Source organism: SAR86 cluster bacterium (assembly GCA_023703675.1).
In the GTDB taxonomy this organism is placed as follows: domain Bacteria; phylum Pseudomonadota; class Gammaproteobacteria; order Magnimaribacterales; family AG-339-G14; genus AG-339-G14.
This window is the reverse complement of sequence record CP097974.1, coordinates 1-18,587: the sequence shown is the minus strand read 5'-3', so window position 1 is coordinate 18,587 and position 18,587 is coordinate 1. Positions and strand designations below refer to the sequence as shown.

Genomic DNA, 18,587 nt, shown 5'->3' with positions numbered 1-18,587 from the left:
TACTACCTAACATGATATTCAAAATAATAATCGCTGTCCTTGCTGCCGCTATGTTGATAAGTCTCTTTTCAAGTGCGTTTTTTTTAGTAAAAGATAAAGGTTCAACATCAAGAGCTTTTTACACTTTAAGAGTTAGAGTAACCATTGCACTTCTTTTATTGGCCACGATTGCCGTCGGAATATCTACCGGGAATTTAGAAGTTGGTGCTCCTTGGGGTTAAAAAATATAAACAACTAAAACCAACAGAATCCAAACCACATCTACGAAGTGCCAGTACCAAGATCCTGCAGCCAATCCAAAATGATCGTGTTCGCTAAAAGCTCCTTGGAATCCTCTAATAGTCATTATTGTCAAAATAATCGCTCCCAAACAAACATGAAATCCGTGAAATCCTGTCATTAGGAAGAAAGTAGTTCCATAAATTCCAGCCCCTAAAGTTAGACCCATGTGAGCATAAGCTTCGTAATATTCAACGCTTTGAAGGACCACAAAAATGTAACCCAAAGATATGGTTGCGACCATCCAAGCTTTGAAAGATTTACGGTTACCTTTTTTTAAGGCAGCTTCGGCTAGAGCAATCGTGCCACTTGAGGTGACCAAGCAAAGCGTGTTCCAGAAAGGAAGCCAGGTATGAATCTGTGTTATTGGAGGAATCGACATGTTGTGATGAGCTCCGGGGAATCGTTCATTATCAGGTGTCTCCATTAATGGCCAAGAGGCTTCAAAGCCAGGCCATAATATATTGGTGATTCCTTTCTCACCTTCACCGCCCAACCATGGCACGGCAAAAATTCTTACATAACCGAGGGCTAAGAAAAAAGCAAAGAAAAACATAACCTCAGAAAAGATAAACCAAGACATACCATGCACAAAAGATGTGTTGAGTTGGTCGCTATACATCCCAGCATCGTTTTCTTTTATTACTTCAGAAAACCAAAAAAACATAGTTCCCCACATCAGCAGAAAACTTGAAATTAAAATCCAATGCGAATAAGAATCTTCTTTGCCGAGATCATTAATGGTGTAGCCAGCGCCATAAACAAAAAGTAAAAGCGATAAAGCCATAAATATTGGCAGCTTGCTACTGGCCGGAACGTAATAAGAAGATTCAGAACTCATTATTTGTAAGCGAATTGTTCGGTAACGTCGAATAGAGTATACCCCAAAGCCAACGTGGAAATATCTCTTGGAATTTCTGGATCAATTATAAACTTCACTGGAATTGTAATCGATTCGCCCGCAGCCAAATACTGTTGCTCGAAACAAAAACACTCTGTCTTATGAAAATATTTAGCCCCCCTTCCAGGCGACACACTTGGAATTGCTTGAGCGACCATTGGTTCAGCAGTTGTATTTGTGAAAGTAAAATTCATTAAGTAATCTTTACCCGTTTCTATTGTCATCTGTGGGGAATCTGATTTAAAACTCCAAGGCATATTTTTGTTATTAAGAGTTACGAAAGTAACCTTCATGCTTCTTGTGTCCAACTCTTCATTATAGGATGTATAGGTTGGACCTGTGACTTTTCCATTTAACCCAGTAATGTCACAGAAAATGTCGTAAAGCGGAACTAGCGCAAAACCAAAGCCAAACATTCCAAATGTAATTAGCAGCAAGCGAAATACATTCTTGGTTTGGCTCATAGTTATAAATTGGTTTGTGGCTTAGTTAGATCAGGCGACGTTTCAAACGTGTGGTACGGCGCGGGGGAATCAACGGTCCACTCTAAGCCTTTGCCTTTAGCGCCTTCCCAAACTTCAGCAGTCGCTGACTTGCCGTAATAAACACATTTCAAAACGTTGAATAAGAACAGTAATTGCGAGAGTCCGAAAAGAAAAGCTCCAACGCTCACAATCATGTTGTAATCAGCAAATTGCATGGCGTAATCTGGAATTCTTCTTGGCATTCCTGCGAGTCCAACGAAATGCATTGGAAAGAAAGTTAAATTCACAGAAATAAACGACAGCCAAAAGTGAGTCTTTCCTAATACTTCGTCGTACATATAGCCAGTCCATTTTGGCAGCCAATAATAAACCGCTGCTACTATGGAGAAAAGAGCTCCAGGTACAAGAACGTAATGAAAGTGTGCGACGACAAAATAAGTATCGTGATATTGGAAATCGGCTGGAGCGATGGCAAGCATTAATCCTGATAAGCCTCCGATTGTGAACAAAGCTACGAAAGCAATCGCAAACAACATTGGTGTTTCAAAGGTTAAAGATCCTCTAAACATGGTTGAGAGCCAATTGAAAACTTTCACTCCTGTTGGAATTGCAATCAACATGGTCGAATACATAAAGAAAAGTTCTCCAGCTATAGGCATTCCCACGGTGAACATGTGGTGTGCCCATACAACGAATGATAAAAGTGCGATTGAAGCAATTGCATAAACCATTGACGAATAACCAAAAATTGGTTTTCTTGAAAAGGTTTCAATGATGTGAGAGACAATACCGAAGGCAGGCAAAATCATTATGTAAACCTCAGGGTGTCCAAAAAACCAAAAGACGTGCTGGAATAAGACTGGGTCTCCTCCGCCGGCAGCACTAAAAAAACTTGTACCAAAATGTATGTCCATTAACATCATTGTCACCGCTCCAGCTAAAACTGGCATAACTGCAATCAACAAGTAGGCAGTAATTAACCAAGACCAAACAAAAAGTGGCATTTTCATCAACGTCATGCCAGGAGCTCTCATGTTAAGAATAGTAGTAATGATGTTTATCGATCCCATAATGGAAGAAGCTCCCATGATATGAACCGAAAAAATAAAGAAAGTTACAGTTGGTGGCGCATATTCAGTTGATAAAGGCGCATAAAAAGTCCAACCAAAATTAGGTGCACCGCCTTCCATTAAAAAAGTTGAGAGTAAGACCCCAAAAGCAGCTGGTAAAATCCAAAAGCTTAAATTATTAAGTCTAGGAAGTGCCATGTCTGGAGCACCAATTTGCATAGGAATCATCCAATTTGCCAAACCAACAAAAGCCGGCATAATCACTCCGAAGACCATAATAAGTCCGTGATTCGTAACCATCTGGTTGTAGAATTCTGGCGACACGATCTGACTGCCAGGCTCAAAAAGCTCAGCTCTGATGACCATTGCCATGGCTCCACCAACGAAAAGCATAATGAAACTAAACCAAAGATACAGCGAACCGATATCCTTATGGTTTGTAGTGTATAACCATCGAGAGAACCCTTTTGCTGGTCCGTGGTGATGGTCGTCGTGATGTGACTCTATGACTGCACTCATTTTATTTCCTCTATAATTTATTAGTTTTGTAATCTAGTATTTCTTTAGGAGCTACGATTTCAGCATTACCTGTAGGATCGTTGTTCCAGGATTTTCTGGTGTAAGTAATGACCGCAGCAATTTCTACTTCGGTTAACTGCTCAGCGTATGACTGCATAGCAGCGCCTTGAACTCCTTCCATTAAAATTTCTATTTGTCTTGCTTTGTCATTCATGACAATGTCACTTCCAGCCAAAGCAGGAAACACGGGCGCTAACCCTTCCCCATTAACTTGATGACAAGCAACGCAATTCTTTTGATAAATTCCCTCTCCCATTGCCATTAGCTCTTCAGCGGTCCAAAGTTTTTCAGTCAACGCGGCTTGTTGAAGCTTGGCTTCTTTCTTCTGCATAATGAATTTTTTGTACTGATCGGGTGAGACTGCCTCCACAACGATTGGCATGTATCCGTGGTATTGACCACAAAGCTCGGTACATTGTCCTCTGAAAATTCCAGGCTCATTAACCTGGGTCCATCCAGTGTTTACAAATCCTGGAATTGCATCTTGTTTGATCGCAAAGTCTGGCACCCACCAAGAGTGGATCACATCATTTGCGGTTATCAAAAATCTTATTCTTGCTCCAGTTGGAATCACTAAATGTTCATCCACTTCTAAAAGATAGTTTTCTCCTTTGGGCGCAAGATTGTTTCTTTCATCTAATGAGGTGGATAAGTTACTAAAAAAGCTTACCTCGTCTTCAATGTATTCGTATTGCCATTTCCACTGGTGACCTGTGATCAAAATATTGATATCCCCTTCAGTGTCATCGTAAGCTCTGATCATTGTAATAGTCGCCGGAATGGACATACCAATTAAAATCAAGGCAAACAAAATGGTCCAAGTGAATTCTAAAAAAGTACTGTCGTCAAATTTTGCAGCTTCAACGCCCTCTTTTTTTCTATACTTGAATAAAATAAAAGCCATCGCTCCCAACACGGCAACACCGATAGCGAAACAAATCCAGAAAATGGTCATGTGGAGACCAAAGATTTCTTGTCCCAAAGCCGTAGCTCCAGGAGACATATTCACGTCATCCCAACCAGCTAAGGCTGGTAAAGATAAAAGTGGCAAAGCAAACAGAAATGTTCTAAAAATAATCATCACTCGAAACGTATAGATTGAATTTTTGCCTGTATTTTAGCTTATTCGAGCCTTAGGCTCCACGTGACTCAAGTAAGCCTTTAGTGTCTGGTTTAAAGCCTGTCCACTGTGAAAAAGACTCAGCTGCTTGTTCCACTAGCATGCCCCATCCATCGTAAACCTTTGCTACAGATTGCTCTTTTGCCATTTGCATGAAGGGGGTATCGATCTGAGAGTAGTATAAATCAAGGGCTGCAGCTGCACCCTTAAAAATGGATGAATCTACTTCTAAATTCTGGTCTGGTGAAGTTGAAGCAGAAGTTGCATTTATGACTAGGTCAAAAGAAGTATTTTCTAAATTATCCAGAGTTAAACTCGAAGGCATAAGAATAGAACTTTTCATCTGAGATCCGCCCAATTCTTGAATTTGAGCCACTAACTGAATGGCTTTTTCTGGCGTTCTATTCGCTACAATTACCTGCTTAGGATTTTCGTTTAATAATGAGGGAACGATACCTTTTGCCGCGCCTCCAGCGCCTAGAATCAAAATTTTTTTCTCCGCAATATCTATTTCTTTGGTTTTTAAGTCGGTTACCAATCCAAGTCCATCTGTGCAATCTGCAAAAATTTTACCGTCTTTTAAGAAAAGCATATTTGCAGCTGCTGCTTGTTTAGCTCTCAAAGAAATATCGTCAGCTATTTCTAAAACCATTTCTTTTAAAGGAAGTGTGACGCTAAGACCTAGCCCTCCACTTTCAAAAAAACTTTTGACCCATTCTAAACACTCATCTTTATCCACCAAAAATTTATCAAAAACTAAATCTAAATCAAATTGATTGGCAAAGTTTGTATGGATTTCTGGTGACTTACTGTGCTCTATCGGAGATCCTATTACACCTAACTTCATTTTCTAATCCATTTACCAGTAATTAACTCTTGGACTGAAGTTGGCTTATTTAGTTTGCCTAGCTTACCATCGGCAATGTAAAGATCTGGACCAAAAATCTTTTTTATTTCAGCTTTATTTTTAGCTGTCTCCTCACCACTTAAATTAGCAGAAGTTGAGCAAATTGGACTATTTAATTCATTAGTAATTTTTATAACATCAGGATGTGAAGATAACCTTAAAGCAACCAAACCGGTATCTCCCTTTAACCATTTTGGTATTGAATCTAGAGCAGGGATTAACCAAGTATGTGGACCTGGCCATTTTTCGTACAAATCTTTTTTTTCTGATTGAGTTAAATTTTCTATAAAGGGTTGTAAGTGATTTTTATTTCCTGCTAGGACAATAACTGCTTTATTTAATGGCCTTTTCTTTAATTTGAAAAGATTTTCAACAGCTTTTGATGAAAATGGATTGCAGCCTAAACCCCAAATGCCTTCGGTAGGATGGGCAAACACTTCATCGTTGGAAAAAACGCTCTTTAAAGATCTCATTAACTTCTCTAAAATTTAGCTAATTTAAGCTTAACTTCCTTGAAGTTCGTCGTTCTCCTTCTTAAGTTGCTCTTTATTAGCTATTCTTGCTTCACTTATTGAATTTTGAAGCCCTTCATCGGCTACAGAAAGAATTTGGGCGGCTAAATGTCCGGCATTTATAGCACCTGCCTTTCCAATTGCTACTGTCGCAACAGGAACGCCTTTGGGCATTTGAACCGTTGAAAGCAATGCATCAAAACCATTTAAAGGTCCGCCATCGCCAGGAACGCCAATCACTGGTAAAGAAGTATGCGCAGCAATGTTTCCTGCCAAGTGTGCGGCCATCCCGGCAATGCCGATAAAAACTTTTGTTCCATCTGCAATAGTTGCTTTGATATGTTCTTGCAAATATTCAGGCATTCGGTGTGCGCTTAAAACATTAATGCTGTAATCCACATCCAATTGTTTTAAGACTTCTCCTGCTGCCTCTGCTAACTCCATGTCGGTTTTTGAACCGATTACTATTGATACTTTCAAAATAAACCCTACCTAAAAAATATTACTTATAATATTTATTCTAAATTAAAACTGAAATGACGATAAGAAGTATTTTAACTTTCCCAAATCCAGAGCTAAGAAAGATTGCCAAGGAAGTTATAAAGTTTGATTCTGCTTTATCTACTTTAGCCGATGATCTGTTAGAAACAATGTATGAATTTAAGGGCATTGGTTTGGCAGCAACACAAATTGGCGTGCACCAAAGAATTATCGTCGCAGATGTTTCGGATGAGCAGAACGAGCCTCATATTTTTGTGAACCCAAAAGTAAAGATTTTAAATCAAGACGAAAAGGGTGGTTACGACGAAGGCTGTTTATCAATTCCAGGATTCTATGAAGAGGTTGTGCGTCCGTTAAAAGTAGAAATAAGATTTCAAGATCTCGACGGCAAAGAAAAAAAAATAATTCCTGAAGGGCTCCTTGGTGTTGTTGTCCAGCATGAAACAGATCACCTGGATGGAAAGTTAATGGTCGACTACATTTCATCTGTGAAAAGACAACGCATTCGATCAAAACTTTTAAAACAAAAAAAATAAAAATGAAAATTATTTTCGCTGGTACACCAAAAATTGGATTGGAAACTTTGAAAACAATTCATGGTTCAAATCATGAAATTAGTTTAGTGCTTACCAACGAAGACAAACCCTCTGGCCGAGGAAAAGTAATCTCGAAAAGCCCAGTTAAAATTTATGCTGAAGAAAATGAAATAATGTTGAAGCAGCCCAAAAATTTAAAAGAAAAGGAGTTAGTGACGTATCTTAAAAACATAAATGCAGATCTTTTAGTAGTGTTCGCATACGGACATATTATCCCGGAAGAAATTTTAGAAATTTTTGAGAAGGGAGCATTGAACGTTCACACTTCCTTGCTTCCAAAGCTAAGAGGGGCCGCGCCAATTCAAAGAGCAATTATGAACGGGGATACGGAAACAGGTATTTCTTTTATGAAAATGGAAAAAGGATTGGACAATGGTCCTGTTTATTCGCAAGAAAAAATAGAGATAAAAGAAAATGAAACTTCTGAGACGTTAACTACAAAAATGTCTGAAGTTAGTTCTTCTAAAATTTTACAAATTATTGATTTAATTGATAAAAATAATTTTAAACTAACTCCACAAAATTCAAGTAATGCAACTTATGCGCCCAAGATAATGAAAGAGGAAGCAAAAATAAATTGGGATGAATCTGCGATAAAAATTGTAAATCTTATAAATGGCCTTAGTCCTTCACCAGCTGCATTTAGTTTCCTTAAAAATGAAAGAATAAATTTTTATTTGGCTAAGTTAGATCAGAGATCCTCTTTAGCTCCAGGTGAAATTATTCATATTTCTAATGAAGAACTTCTTATAGGCGCTAAAGATCTTTGCGTTAAGATAATTGAACTTTCAAGACCCGGGAAAAAGAGACAGGCCTTTGAAACTTTTTACAACGGTTCAAAGAAAATTTTTTTGAACGAAAAAGTTTTTACCTAGTTACTTATTAAAATTACTGGGAGTATAATTTTACAAGGTAGAAATATTGAACATAGTAATTTTAGGAGCCGGTCAAGTTGGCTCGGAACTCTCAGCAATTCTTGCTTCCGATCATGACGTTACACTCATAGATTTAAAACAAGAGAAACTTCAAAAAATATCAGATCATCATGATCTGAAAACTATTTGTGGAAATGCGTGTTATCCAAAAACTTTAGAGCAGGCAGAAATAGAAACTGCTGATCTTGCAATTGCAATGACACAGTATGACGAAGTGAATATGGTTGCTTGTCAGATGATTAAACACATCAGTAAGAAGACGAAAACGATGGCAAGAATTAGAGCAACTCAATACTTAGGTGGGAAAGGAAGTGAGATTTTTGAGGCAGGCGATTACACGATAGATGTTGTAATCAGTCCTGAGAATTTGATTACCGATTTTATTAAAAGATTAATTGAAGTCCCCGGAGCTAACAAAGTATTAGATTTTGGTAATGGGCAAGCTTCCATGGTTAGTGTGAAAGCAAAAGGAGGATTGATTACTGGTCACAAAATCTCAGAACTAAAAGAATTGATCCCTAATGTTGATGTTCGCGTCGCTGCGATAAACAGAGATGAAAATCTATTGATACCTAGAGGCGAAGATACAATTGACAAAGGAGATGAAGTTTATTTCATTTCTGCAAAGTCAAATATAAAAAAAATTATTTCCACTATTTACCAAAGTGACAAAGGATACAAAAATATTATGATCGCAGGAGGCGGAAGAATTGGACGAAGACTTGCAAATTCTTTGGAATCAAAATACAGAGTTAAAATCATTGAAGCCGATAAAGACAGATGTATTTACTTAAACGAGAAGTTAGGAAACTCTTTAATATTACATGGCGACTCTTCTGATTCGGAATTGCTTGAAGAAGAAAACATAGAAAACATGGATCTTTTTTGTGCTTTGACAAATAACGACGAAGCAAATGTTATGTCATCTTTATTAGCAAAAAAATTAGGCGCTAAAAAAATAGTATCACTCGTAAATAAACAAAATTACTTAGACTTAATCAAAGAAAACGAAGAAGTTGACATAACAATTGCTCCTACAGACATAGCAATTGGAGTGGTTTTAAAAAATTTATCAAAGAAAGAGTTAGTAACAGCTCATTCACTTAAGAGAGGACAGGCTGAAGCCATCGAAATAGTTGCTAAAACTTCTGATAATCCAGAAAATATTGTCGGAAAAGAGATTGGAGATATCAAAACTCCTGAGGGCACAACAATCGCTGCTGTTTTTGACAGTAAAAATATTAAAATTGCTCATCACGATCTTAAAGTCCAAGAAAACGACCATTTAATAGTATTTCTGTCAGATTCTAGCAAATTCGAAGAAGTTGAAAGAAGATTAACTAAATAAAGCGAATTAAATGAAATTAAGACTAATTTCAAAGATTTTAGGAACAGGTTTAATACTTTTTTCCTTCATCCAGATCATTCCTACTTTAATATCCCTCATTTATGCTGAGAACAATTTATATAGTTTTTTCCAATCAGCATTGATAACTTTTTTTACAGGGTTGTTTCTTTTTGGAGTAAATTATTCTAAAGATTACGAAGATCTAAAAATTCGTGATGGCTTTTTGCTAATAGTGCTTTTATGGTTTGTTTTCTCAATTTTCGCGGGCATACCCTTTATTTTACAAGAAAGTGGTTTATCAATAGTGAATGCTTACTTTGAGTCCGTCTCAGGTTTAACAACAACTGGGGCAACTATTTTTGTAAATTTAGATGATCAACTTAAATCCGTTTTATTTTATAGAGCATTATTACAATGGGTAGGAGGTTTAGGGATAGTTGTTTTAGCATTAGCGTTATTTCCTATTCTAGGGATAGGTGGAATGCAACTTTATAAAGGCGAGGCCTCAAATCCAGTAAATAACAACAAATTAAGGCCAAAAATGGCTGAAACAGCTAAATCTTTATGGTTTATTTACCTAATTTTGACAATTTTATGTTTTATTAGCTATAGATTCTCTGGGATGAGTGTTTTTGATGCGGTAACACATTCCTTTTCTACTATTGCAATTGGTGGATTTTCTAATTACGACGCAAGTTTTGGTTACTTCTCTAATAACTACATCTACTTCTTTGCTTCTATATTTATGTTTTTATCGGCATTAAGTTTTTCTCTACACTTTTTGGCTTATAGTAGGCTAAATTTATTAGCTTATTTTCAAGATAAAGAGCTAAAATTTTTTACTTTCATTGCTTTTTTTGCTTTTTTATTAATATTCATAACCCTTCAAGCATTTGATAGTTCTGAAAACTTAGATACAGTTATGATTTCTCTTTTCCAGACAATCTCTTTCATAACTACTACAGGTTACTTGGCGACAGACCACTCAAGCTTGCCTTTATTCATTCCATACTTATTGATAGCTCTTGCAGGAATGGGAGCATGCGCAGGGTCTACTGGTGGAGGTTTGAAAGCCATTAGAGTTTACATCCTCTATCGACAGGCAAAAAATGAATTAAAAAAATTGATTCATCCTAATTCTATTATTCCGCTCAAGATAGGAGAGAACGTTGTAGACTCAGAAATTTCGGACTCGGTTTGGGGGTTTGTTTCAGTGTATTTATTTGCTCTCTTTTTTGGGATTCTTTTAATTCTTTCAACGGGATTGTCTTTAGAAACAGCTTTCTCTACTATATTTTCTTGCTTGAATAATCTTGGTCCTGCCTTGGGTGAAGCAACTAATAACTATGCTAGTTTGAACGATGCGAGTAAAATAATTTTATCGTTTACAATGATACTAGGAAGGTTAGAAATATATACGTTATTGGTTTTATTCACTTCCTTCTTTTGGAGATATTAGTAAGCACTTACTATAGTTAAAAAATAACTTTGAACTGAAATTAATGACTGCGAAAAATATGGATGAGCTTGTGGCTCTTTGCAAAAGAAGAGGCTTTATTTTCCAATCGAGCGAGATCTATGGTGGCCTTCAAGGAGTCTACGATTATGGCCCATTAGGAGTAGAATTAAAAAATAATATTAAGAAAGCTTGGTGGGCGTCTATTGTTTATGACAGAGACGATGTCGAAGGATTAGATGCTTCAATTTTGACTCATCAGGAAGTACTTAATTACTCCGGACATGAAGACACATTTACTGATCCTTTGGTTGATTGTAAATCTTGCGGTGAAAGATTCAGAGCAGATCAAGTTCCAGATTATTGCAAAGAAGAAGATTTAACTGAGCCCCGTCAATTTAATTTAATGTTTAAAACTAACGTTGGTCCCGTTGACGACGGAAAAAACTTCGCTTATTTAAGACCAGAAACGGCTCAGCAGATTTTTACTAACTTCAAAAATATAACTGATGCAACATCAAGAAAGCCGCCCTTCGGAATTGCTCAAATTGGAAAGGCCTTTCGAAATGAAATCACACCTAGAAATTTTATCTTTAGAGTTAGAGAATTTGAGCAAATGGAACTTGAATTTTTCGTAAAAGCAGGTGAAGACGAAAAATGGCATAAATACTGGGTAGATGAAAGATTAGATTGGTGGGAAAAGCAAGGCGTTAATAGAAAACACATAGAGCTCCTTGAAGTAGATAAAGATGAATTGGCACACTATTCCAAAGCCACGGTTGATTTAATGTATAAATTTCCTCACGGGGTTGAGGAATTGGAAGGCATAGCCAACAGAACTGACTTTGACTTAGGCTCACACAGTAAAAATCAAAATGAACTAGGAATAGATGCTAAAACAAAGGAAAATAAGCATTCTAATGCTAAATTAGCTGTTCAAGACGAAGATAACTCTTGGAGTGTGCCCTATGTTATTGAACCCTCAGCTGGAGTTGATAGGGGCTTTTTAGCTATTTTAAATGAAGCTTTTATTGAGGAAGAGCTTAAAAATGGCTCAAAAAGGGTGGTTTTGGCCTTAAAACCACATCTAGCGCCAATTAAAGCGGCTGTTATTCCTTTAAAGAAGAATAATGAAGAATTGGTAATTTTGGCTAAAAAATTAAAAGATGAGCTTCAAAACCATAGATTGGGAAGAGTTTTGTTAGAAAATACTGGAAATATCGGAAAAAGCTATAGAAAACACGATGAAATTGGAACCCCAATATGCATTACCGTAGATTTTGATAGCCTTGAAAAGAATACGGTAACAGTTAGAGATAGGGACACAATGGAGCAAGAAACCATCTCAATAGATGACTTATCGAAAAAGTACTGCGATTCCATTCTTTAATGTCTAAATACGTAGTTTTGGACAGAGATGGTGTTATCAATGTCGACCTATTCGACTATGTTTTAGATACAAAAGACTTTAAATTTGAAAAGGGGAGTTTTGACGCATTAGTAAAGCTTGCTGAGAATGACTTTGAGATAATTGTTGCTACCAATCAAAAGTGTATCAATTTAGGTCTAATTTCTGCTGAAGGAATTGAGGAAATAAATGATTTTTGGGTCTCTCAAGTAACTGAGGTAGGGGTGACAGTGAAGTCAGTTGAAGTTTGTCCACATCGTGACGAAGAGATGTGTAATTGCAGAAAACCCGAAACTGGGCTTTTAGAAAATGCCGAACGCAAACATAAAATAAGTCTTAAAGATTCTTATTTTGTTGGCGATAAATTATCCGATGTTGAATGTGCAATGAGACACGGCTGCAAACCAATTTTGGTGGAGACTGGATATGGTCTGCGCTCGATTGCTGAAAGAGGTCATAGAGAGAACTTGTTAATTGTGAAAAATTTAGCGGCTGCGGTCGAAATAATTATTAACGAAACCTAAAAATCTATATTACCTACGAGATTGACATTGGCTTCAATAAATTCTCTTCTGGTTTCTACATTATCCCCCATTAATTGCTCAAAGAGATCGCTGGCCTCATCAGCATCATCAATTTTCACCTGAACCAATCTCCTTCCGACCGGATTCATTGTAGTTTCCCATAACTGATCTGGATTCATTTCTCCTAAGCCTTTGTAACGTTGAATGTTTGAGCTCCTTCTAACTTCTTCCATCAAAGATTTAAAAGTAAAAAATAAATCATCGATTATTTTCACGTCTTCATTTTTTTGAATTGAACTTATTCCTGGTTTTATTTTTTTTGATCTCTCTTGAAAATCCAAAATTAACTTGTATTTTTTTGATTTAAAAAAACCAAATGGAATTAAATCTACCACTGAGTTGCCGAATTCGTTTCTAGAAGAAACCAAGTTTTTTACTTTTTCATCTAGATTAAGGCTGCTCGAATCAGATATTTTATTAAAAGCAGCAATCCAGGATTTAACTTCCTTTTGTGATCCGCTTTTGGGAAAAGGTTTCACTTTCAGTAAAGTCATCAAAAAATCATAGGAGATGTTCAAATCCGGTATTGTTGTAAGTTCATCAAAATTCTTAAACGCTTTTAAAAGATCCGTAAAATCTTGTGATTTCATTTTCACTGTTTTTGTCAGATTTAATTCATAACTTTCTGAAATTTTCTCTAATAAATAATCATTTAAAGCTGGATCATCTTTAAGATAAACGTCTTTCTTGCCTTTTGAAACTTTATACAAAGGTGGCTGAGCAATAAATATATGTCCAGCTTCTATTAACTCTGGCATTTGTCTGTAAAAGAAAGTAAGTAAAAGTGTTCTTATGTGAGAACCATCTACATCTGCATCTGTCATTACAATTATTGAGTGATACCTAAGTTTCTCTAAATTAAATTCTTCCTTGATTCCGCACCCCAAAGCGGTAATCAGAGTAACTATTTCATCAGAGCCCAAAACTTTATCAATTCTGGCTTTTTCTACATTTAATATTTTTCCTTTCAAAGGTAATATCGCTTGATTCTGACGGTTCCTGCCCTGCTTTGCTGACCCTCCTGCCGATTCTCCCTCAACCAAATATAATTCACTCACCGATGGATCCTTTTCTTGGCAATCGGAAAGCTTCCCGGGTAAACCCAAACCATCCAAAACCCCTTTTCTTCGAGTCATTTCTCTTGCTTTTCTCGCAGCTTCTCTTGCTCTAGCTGCATCAATAATTTTTGTAGCTATTGATTTTGCATCCGTGGGATTTTCAAGTAGATAATCGGTTAAATGTTTGTAAGTTTCTTTTTCTACAACCGGTTGAATTTCAGAAGAAACAAGTTTGTCTTTAGTTTGGGAAGAAAATTTTGGATCGGGTAATTTTGCAGAAATTATTGCCGTTAACCCTTCTCTTACGTCCTCGCCAGATGTTTGAACTGTTTCGTTTTTAGCCAAGCTTTCTTTATCAATAAAATTATTTATAGTTCGTGTCAATGCAGTCCTAAATCCGATCAAATGACTGCCCCCATCTTTTTGAGGAATGTTATTTGTGAAACATTGAATGTTTTCTTGATAAGAATCATTCCACTGCAATGCGACTTCAATAGAAATTCCATCGGATTGTTCTTTGATGAATCTGAAAGTCTTATTTAGCGGAGATTTATTTTTGTTTTTAAATTCGACAAACTCAATCAAACCACCGGTAGATTTAAAAATTTCTGATTTAGAGTTTCTCTCATCCGTTAAAATAATCTCAATACCCGAATTCAGATACGAAAGCTCTCTGAGCTTTTTCTTTAAAATTTCATAATCAAAAGCAATATCTTCTCCAAAAATTGCCTTAGCAGGTTTAACTCTTATTTCAGTTCCTTGTTCTTTAGTAGCTCCTGAAGATTTTATTTTTGTTTTTGGATCTCCGTGACTATAAGATTGTCTCCATATTTTTCCTTCCCTCCATATCGTAAGCTCTAATATTTCCGACAGCGCATTTACAACTGACACTCCTACACCATGCAATCCACCTGAGACTTTGTAAGAATTATCGTCAAACTTTCCTCCTGCGTGAAGCTTAGTCATGATAACTTCAGCGGCTGAAATTCCTTCTTCTTTATGATGATCTACTGGAATTCCTCGTCCATTATCTTTTATCGATACTTCATTATCGCCATGAATAGTTACTTCAATTTTGTCACAGTAACCAGCAAGTGCTTCATCTATAGAATTATCAACTACTTCAAAAACCATATGATGCAATCCTGTGCCATCGTCAGTATCTCCAATGTACATTCCAGGCCTTTTTTTAACCGCTTCTAGACCTTTTAAGACCTTTATATTTGAGGAATCATAAGTTTTTTGAGATGCTGATTTTTGCTTGGCTTTAGTGGGTTTTTTTGCCATATAACATTATAAATCAATTAACTGATCTACATGCGTATTTTCTAATTTTTTTATTGAGGTTATTAACTTTTGGCCTTCAAAATTTCTTAAAAAATTAAATGCTAAATCTAAGTTATTTTGATCTAATTCAGAAGGGAGATCATCTATCAAATAAATAATTTTTTTAGAGACATTGTTTAGAAGATATTCACCAAAAGAAAAAAAAGTCAATAAAATCAGTAGTTTCTGTTCTCCTCTTGACATGATGTTACCACTTTTTTCATTATAAACTTCAACATCTAAGTCAAATTTATGAGCACCAGATTTTGTATACCCTTTTTTTAGATCTTCTTCATATTCTTCTCTCAAAGACATTTCCAAGTCTTCGCCAATCCAACCTGAAAAAAAAGATATTTCTAAAGATTCTAATATTTTTTTCCACTTTTCATCATTAATTTTCTCCAGAATATTAGATTTCAAATTTTCTATAACAATAGAAATAATTTCTTTTCTATCCTTATTGATTTCATAACTTCCATCAACAAGAAGCTTGGTCCAGACACCTATCTGATCTTTATCCTTAATTTTCAAAGCCTTGTTTCTAGAATGTAAAATTTTTCTAAATCTTTTTAATTTCTCCAAATATTCATGTTTCACGTGAAACAAATAATAATCAATAAAGTCTCTTCTTACGTCTTTATTTTGCTCGAGGAATCTCAAGGAAAAATTATTAATTAATAATGGCAGAAAATCATATTTATCGAATGAATCATAATTCTCTTTTGTTAAAGCTTTGCCGGTTTTTTTCTCTAATGCCCTCTTGCAATCTTTTATATCAGAGCTAATTCTAAAGAAATCTGCATCTTTATTTATCATCGAGTTAATTGAAGTTGTTCTAAAGGATTTTGATTTCAAAGCAAAATGTATTCCTTCTAGGATGGATGTTTTTCCTGCACCATTATCTCCATAGATCAAAGCTGAGTTTTCGAGGGGTAAAAGAAAATCTTTAAAAGATCTGAAATTTAGAAGGTGTAATTTTTTAAGGCACATAGAATCATAGTCGCATAGGCATGATTACATGAACCAAATTATCATTTTTATTGTTTTTTATGATACAAGAATTTTCTGAGCCAAAAAACACAAACTCTACCTCAGGGTTACGAATTACTGACAATGATTCCTGAATGTAACTTATATTAAATCCTATCTCTAATTCATCACCTGAATAATCTACAGCAATTTCTTCTTCAGCTGATTCTTTGCTGGGATTGTTTGCACAGATCCTTAAATTATCTTTAGAAAGTATAAATTTAACTCCTCTATATTTTTCGTTGGAAAGAACGGAAGCCCTGCTTAAAGCCGTTTGCATAAGAGACTTTTCCACCTTTAGAGTTTGTTCTTCTCCTTTTGGAAACACTTTTTGATAATCAGGATAATTTCCTTCTATCAATTTACTGACAAACCTGAAATTGTCAGAAGATACTAAAATTTGATTTGTTGAAAAACATAAATTAACTTCACCCGGGAATAAATTTAATAGTTTCTGTAATTCAATTGCTGACTTTCTTGGCAAAATTAACTTACTTTCGTTTAATTCTGCATCTAAAGTTTCTGAGGCCCAGGCTAATCTATGGCCATCAGTAGCTACTAAATTTACTTTTGCACCTTCTATTTCAATTAAGATGCCATTTAAGTAATACCTAACATCTTGTGAGGCCATTGCAAATGATGTTTGATCTATTAAATCAGCCAATATATTTCCTTTTATTTTAGTTTCTAAGTCAAATTTTTCTATTTCAACCACTGGGAAGTCTTGTATGGGCAATATTGCAAATTCTCCATTAAATTTTAGAGCCGTTACAATTAATTGATTATCTTTGAGAGAAAATTCTAATGCTGTGTCTTCAGATAAAGATCTAGTTAAATCAAAGATCTTTCTAGCAGAAACTGTTGTTTCTCCATTCTCCTTTATATCTTTGCATTTAACATTAAAGGAAAGCTCTATTTCTAAATCAGTTGCAATTAATGTTATTTCCTCGTTTTCAGCTTTTATATAAATATTGGACAGAATAGGAATAGACTGTCTACTTTCAGCTACAGAAGCTAGCAAGGACAGAGGTTCGGCTAAACTTGATTTAAGAATTTTAAAATTCATTATGCTGTTAAAGCCCTCACTAATTTTTTGTAATCTTCTTCTATATTTGAATCTACTGATCTTAACTCGTTTATTCTTCTGCAAGCATGTAGAACAGTTGTATGATCTCTTCCACCAAAAGATTCTCCAATTTCCGGCAAACTATGAGTTGTTAAGTCTTTCGCCAATCTCATAGAAAGTTGTCTGGGTCTGGCTAGAGACCTATTTCTTTTATTGGACAGTAGATCCGAGAGTTTTATATTGTAGTAATCTGAAACAGTTTTTTGAATATTATCTATGCTGACTTGTCGAGCCTGAATTGACAAAAGATCAGCCAAAGACTCTTTAATCAAACTTACATCTATTTCTTTATTTGTGAACTGTGCTTGAGCTCCAACTCTAGCCAAAGAACCTTCCAATTCTCTAACATTTGACCTTATCTTTTGCGCCATAAAAAAAGCACTTTCTTGGGGTAAATCGTAACCTCTTTCTTCGGCTTTACTTAACAAAATTGCAACTCTTGTTTCTAGTTCAGGGGGTTCAATTACAACAGGCAATCCCCATCCCAATCTTGATTTTAAACGTTCTTCAAGCCCATTAATCTCTTTTGGATATCTATCACAAGTAAGAATCATTTGCTGGCCTCCTTCAAGTAAAGAGTTGAAGGTATGAAAAAGTTCCTCTTGAGACTGTTCTTTACCTGCGAAAAATTGTATATCGTCGATTAAAAGTGCATCTACTGATCTGTAAAAGTTTTTAAATTCATTAATCGCACCTAATTGGAGCGATTTAACCATATCACCGACAAATCTTTCTGAGTGGACGTAAACTACTTTTTTTGATGGATCATCACTTTTTATTTTATTCCCAACTGCATGCATAAGGTGTGTTTTACCCAATCCAACCCCACCATATATAAAAAGAGGATTATATGCGCCTTGAGGTAAGTCTGACACCTGTTTTGCAGCGGCTAGAGCAATATGGTTTGATTTTCCCTCTACGAAAGTATCAAAAGTAAAATTTTCAACTAATGAATTTTCTTTATTTGCAAAAAGAGAAATATTTTTATTTTTTTTCTTATATTTCAGTAACTTATGCTTGGTTGAAAGGTCATAAATTAGAGAAAAATTATTATCTCCTGTTGCTTTAGACAGAAAATCTCTAAATTTTTGATCAAAATTTATTCTTATATGTTCTTTTATGAAATCATTGGGGGCCAATACATAAAATGATTTAACTCCGTTATCGTCAGAATATTGAGTAAAATCTAAAGGGTTTATCCAGGCAGAAAATTCTTCTTCGTTTAACTCTTTCTTAAAGCTACTTTTACAATCTTTCCAAATTTGCAATATATCTCCTAAATACTTAAAGAATCTTATTATTATTAATAAATCTTATCCACAGGATATCCATTATATATGTTGTGGATAACTTGTTAATAATAAATA

At 35.4% G+C, this 18,587-nt stretch carries 18 protein-coding genes; 7 read left to right on the top strand and 11 right to left on the bottom strand.

The features are described 5' to 3' along the window. Positions 1-11: 11 nt before the first annotated feature. Positions 12-221 carry a DUF2909 domain-containing protein gene (locus tag M9C82_00090; protein URQ73569.1) on the top strand — a complete coding sequence of 70 codons (210 nt, stop codon included), beginning with the start codon at positions 12-14 and terminating at the stop codon, positions 219-221. Here the strand turns inward: M9C82_00090 and M9C82_00085 are convergent. From M9C82_00085 to purE, 7 genes are read right to left on the bottom strand one after another with little or no spacing between them, the layout of a single operon-like run. Continuing rightward, positions 218-1,120, bottom strand: a complete 903-nt coding sequence (locus tag M9C82_00085) for a cytochrome c oxidase subunit 3 (protein URQ73568.1) — start codon at positions 1,118-1,120, stop codon at positions 218-220. The two genes, M9C82_00090 and M9C82_00085, sit on opposite strands and share 4 nt — an antisense overlap. After that, positions 1,120-1,644: a cytochrome c oxidase assembly protein gene (locus tag M9C82_00080; protein URQ73567.1), complete on the bottom strand. Its 525-nt coding sequence runs from the start codon at positions 1,642-1,644 to the stop codon at positions 1,120-1,122. Before M9C82_00080 ends, M9C82_00085 begins: the two co-directional genes overlap by 1 nt. A 2-nt stretch (positions 1,645-1,646) precedes the next feature. After that, positions 1,647-3,254, bottom strand: a complete 1,608-nt coding sequence (ctaD, locus tag M9C82_00075) for a cytochrome c oxidase subunit I (protein ID URQ73566.1) — start codon at positions 3,252-3,254, stop codon at positions 1,647-1,649. 10 nt (positions 3,255-3,264) lie between these two features. Then, positions 3,265-4,395: a cytochrome c oxidase subunit II gene (coxB, locus tag M9C82_00070; protein ID URQ73565.1), complete on the bottom strand. Its 1,131-nt coding sequence runs from the start codon at positions 4,393-4,395 to the stop codon at positions 3,265-3,267. Between the two features lie 52 nt (positions 4,396-4,447). Then, the gene (gene aroE, locus M9C82_00065; GenBank protein URQ73564.1) at positions 4,448-5,281 is read right to left on the bottom strand and encodes a shikimate dehydrogenase; all 834 of its coding nucleotides are present in this window, start codon (positions 5,279-5,281) and stop codon (positions 4,448-4,450) included. Beyond that, the gene (locus M9C82_00060; GenBank protein ID URQ73563.1) at positions 5,278-5,814 is read right to left on the bottom strand and encodes a Sua5/YciO/YrdC/YwlC family protein; all 537 of its coding nucleotides are present in this window, start codon (positions 5,812-5,814) and stop codon (positions 5,278-5,280) included. Before M9C82_00060 ends, aroE begins: the two co-directional genes overlap by 4 nt. A gap of 30 nt (positions 5,815-5,844) precedes the next feature. Continuing rightward, complete coding sequence (gene purE, locus M9C82_00055) at positions 5,845-6,333, bottom strand: 5-(carboxyamino)imidazole ribonucleotide mutase (protein ID URQ73562.1); 489 nt, start codon at positions 6,331-6,333, stop codon at positions 5,845-5,847. A gap of 56 nt (positions 6,334-6,389) precedes the next feature. Between purE and def the strand changes: the two genes are divergently transcribed. The 6 genes from def to M9C82_00025 are packed head-to-tail and all read left to right on the top strand — an operon-like array spanning position 6,390 to position 12,621. Then, the gene (gene def / locus M9C82_00050; protein URQ73561.1) at positions 6,390-6,890 is read left to right on the top strand and encodes a peptide deformylase; all 501 of its coding nucleotides are present in this window, start codon (positions 6,390-6,392) and stop codon (positions 6,888-6,890) included. Positions 6,891-6,892: 2 nt separating this feature from the next. Then, the gene (gene fmt, locus M9C82_00045) at positions 6,893-7,825 is read left to right on the top strand and encodes a methionyl-tRNA formyltransferase (protein URQ73560.1); all 933 of its coding nucleotides are present in this window, start codon (positions 6,893-6,895) and stop codon (positions 7,823-7,825) included. A 46-nt stretch (positions 7,826-7,871) separates the two neighbouring features. Then, on the top strand, positions 7,872-9,233 hold the full coding sequence (trkA, locus tag M9C82_00040; protein URQ73559.1) for a Trk system potassium transporter TrkA: 1,362 nt from the start codon (positions 7,872-7,874) through the stop codon (positions 9,231-9,233). Positions 9,234-9,243: 10 nt separating this feature from the next. Next, a complete protein-coding gene (locus M9C82_00035) occupies positions 9,244-10,692 on the top strand; it encodes a potassium transporter (protein URQ73558.1) in 1,449 nt (482 codons plus the stop codon). 43 nt (positions 10,693-10,735) lie between these two features. Then, positions 10,736-12,079, top strand: a complete 1,344-nt coding sequence (locus tag M9C82_00030; GenBank protein URQ73557.1) for a glycine--tRNA ligase — start codon at positions 10,736-10,738, stop codon at positions 12,077-12,079. After that, positions 12,079-12,621: an HAD-IIIA family hydrolase gene (locus M9C82_00025; GenBank protein URQ73556.1), complete on the top strand. Its 543-nt coding sequence runs from the start codon at positions 12,079-12,081 to the stop codon at positions 12,619-12,621. Before M9C82_00030 ends, M9C82_00025 begins: the two co-directional genes overlap by 1 nt. Here M9C82_00025 and gyrB read toward each other — a convergent pair. The 4 genes from gyrB to dnaA are packed head-to-tail and all read right to left on the bottom strand — an operon-like array spanning position 12,618 to position 18,488. After that, positions 12,618-15,026 carry a DNA topoisomerase (ATP-hydrolyzing) subunit B gene (gyrB, locus tag M9C82_00020; protein URQ73555.1) on the bottom strand — a complete coding sequence of 803 codons (2,409 nt, stop codon included), beginning with the start codon at positions 15,024-15,026 and terminating at the stop codon, positions 12,618-12,620. The two genes, M9C82_00025 and gyrB, sit on opposite strands and share 4 nt — an antisense overlap. A gap of 6 nt (positions 15,027-15,032) precedes the next feature. Further along, positions 15,033-16,055 (bottom strand): DNA replication and repair protein RecF, encoded by a 1,023-nt coding sequence (gene recF, locus M9C82_00015; protein ID URQ73554.1) that lies wholly within the window; start codon positions 16,053-16,055, stop codon positions 15,033-15,035. A gap of 4 nt (positions 16,056-16,059) precedes the next feature. Beyond that, positions 16,060-17,160, bottom strand: a complete 1,101-nt coding sequence (dnaN, locus tag M9C82_00010) for a DNA polymerase III subunit beta (protein ID URQ73553.1) — start codon at positions 17,158-17,160, stop codon at positions 16,060-16,062. Beyond that, positions 17,160-18,488, bottom strand: coding sequence for a chromosomal replication initiator protein DnaA (gene dnaA, locus M9C82_00005; protein ID URQ73552.1), 1,329 nt, complete (start codon positions 18,486-18,488; stop codon positions 17,160-17,162). The genes dnaN and dnaA overlap by 1 nt, the downstream gene beginning before the upstream one ends. Positions 18,489-18,587 lie beyond the last annotated feature (99 nt).

Coding starts and splice junctions, on each gene's coding strand:
- M9C82_00090 (URQ73569.1), top strand. CDS start 12: ATGATATTCAAAATAATAATCGCTGTCCTTGCTGCCGCTATGTTGATA.
- M9C82_00085 (URQ73568.1), bottom strand. CDS start 1,120: ATGAGTTCTGAATCTTCTTATTACGTTCCGGCCAGTAGCAAGCTGCCA.
- M9C82_00080 (URQ73567.1), bottom strand. CDS start 1,644: ATGAGCCAAACCAAGAATGTATTTCGCTTGCTGCTAATTACATTTGGA.
- ctaD (URQ73566.1), bottom strand. CDS start 3,254: ATGAGTGCAGTCATAGAGTCACATCACGACGACCATCACCACGGACCA.
- coxB (URQ73565.1), bottom strand. CDS start 4,395: ATGATTATTTTTAGAACATTTCTGTTTGCTTTGCCACTTTTATCTTTA.
- aroE (URQ73564.1), bottom strand. CDS start 5,281: ATGAAGTTAGGTGTAATAGGATCTCCGATAGAGCACAGTAAGTCACCA.
- M9C82_00060 (URQ73563.1), bottom strand. CDS start 5,814: ATGAGATCTTTAAAGAGCGTTTTTTCCAACGATGAAGTGTTTGCCCAT.
- def (URQ73561.1), top strand. CDS start 6,390: ATGACGATAAGAAGTATTTTAACTTTCCCAAATCCAGAGCTAAGAAAG.
- fmt (URQ73560.1), top strand. CDS start 6,893: ATGAAAATTATTTTCGCTGGTACACCAAAAATTGGATTGGAAACTTTG.
- M9C82_00035 (URQ73558.1), top strand. CDS start 9,244: ATGAAATTAAGACTAATTTCAAAGATTTTAGGAACAGGTTTAATACTT.
- M9C82_00030 (URQ73557.1), top strand. CDS start 10,736: ATGACTGCGAAAAATATGGATGAGCTTGTGGCTCTTTGCAAAAGAAGA.
- M9C82_00025 (URQ73556.1), top strand. CDS start 12,079: ATGTCTAAATACGTAGTTTTGGACAGAGATGGTGTTATCAATGTCGAC.
- gyrB (URQ73555.1), bottom strand. CDS start 15,026: ATGGCAAAAAAACCCACTAAAGCCAAGCAAAAATCAGCATCTCAAAAA.
- recF (URQ73554.1), bottom strand. CDS start 16,055: ATGTGCCTTAAAAAATTACACCTTCTAAATTTCAGATCTTTTAAAGAT.
- dnaN (URQ73553.1), bottom strand. CDS start 17,160: ATGAATTTTAAAATTCTTAAATCAAGTTTAGCCGAACCTCTGTCCTTG.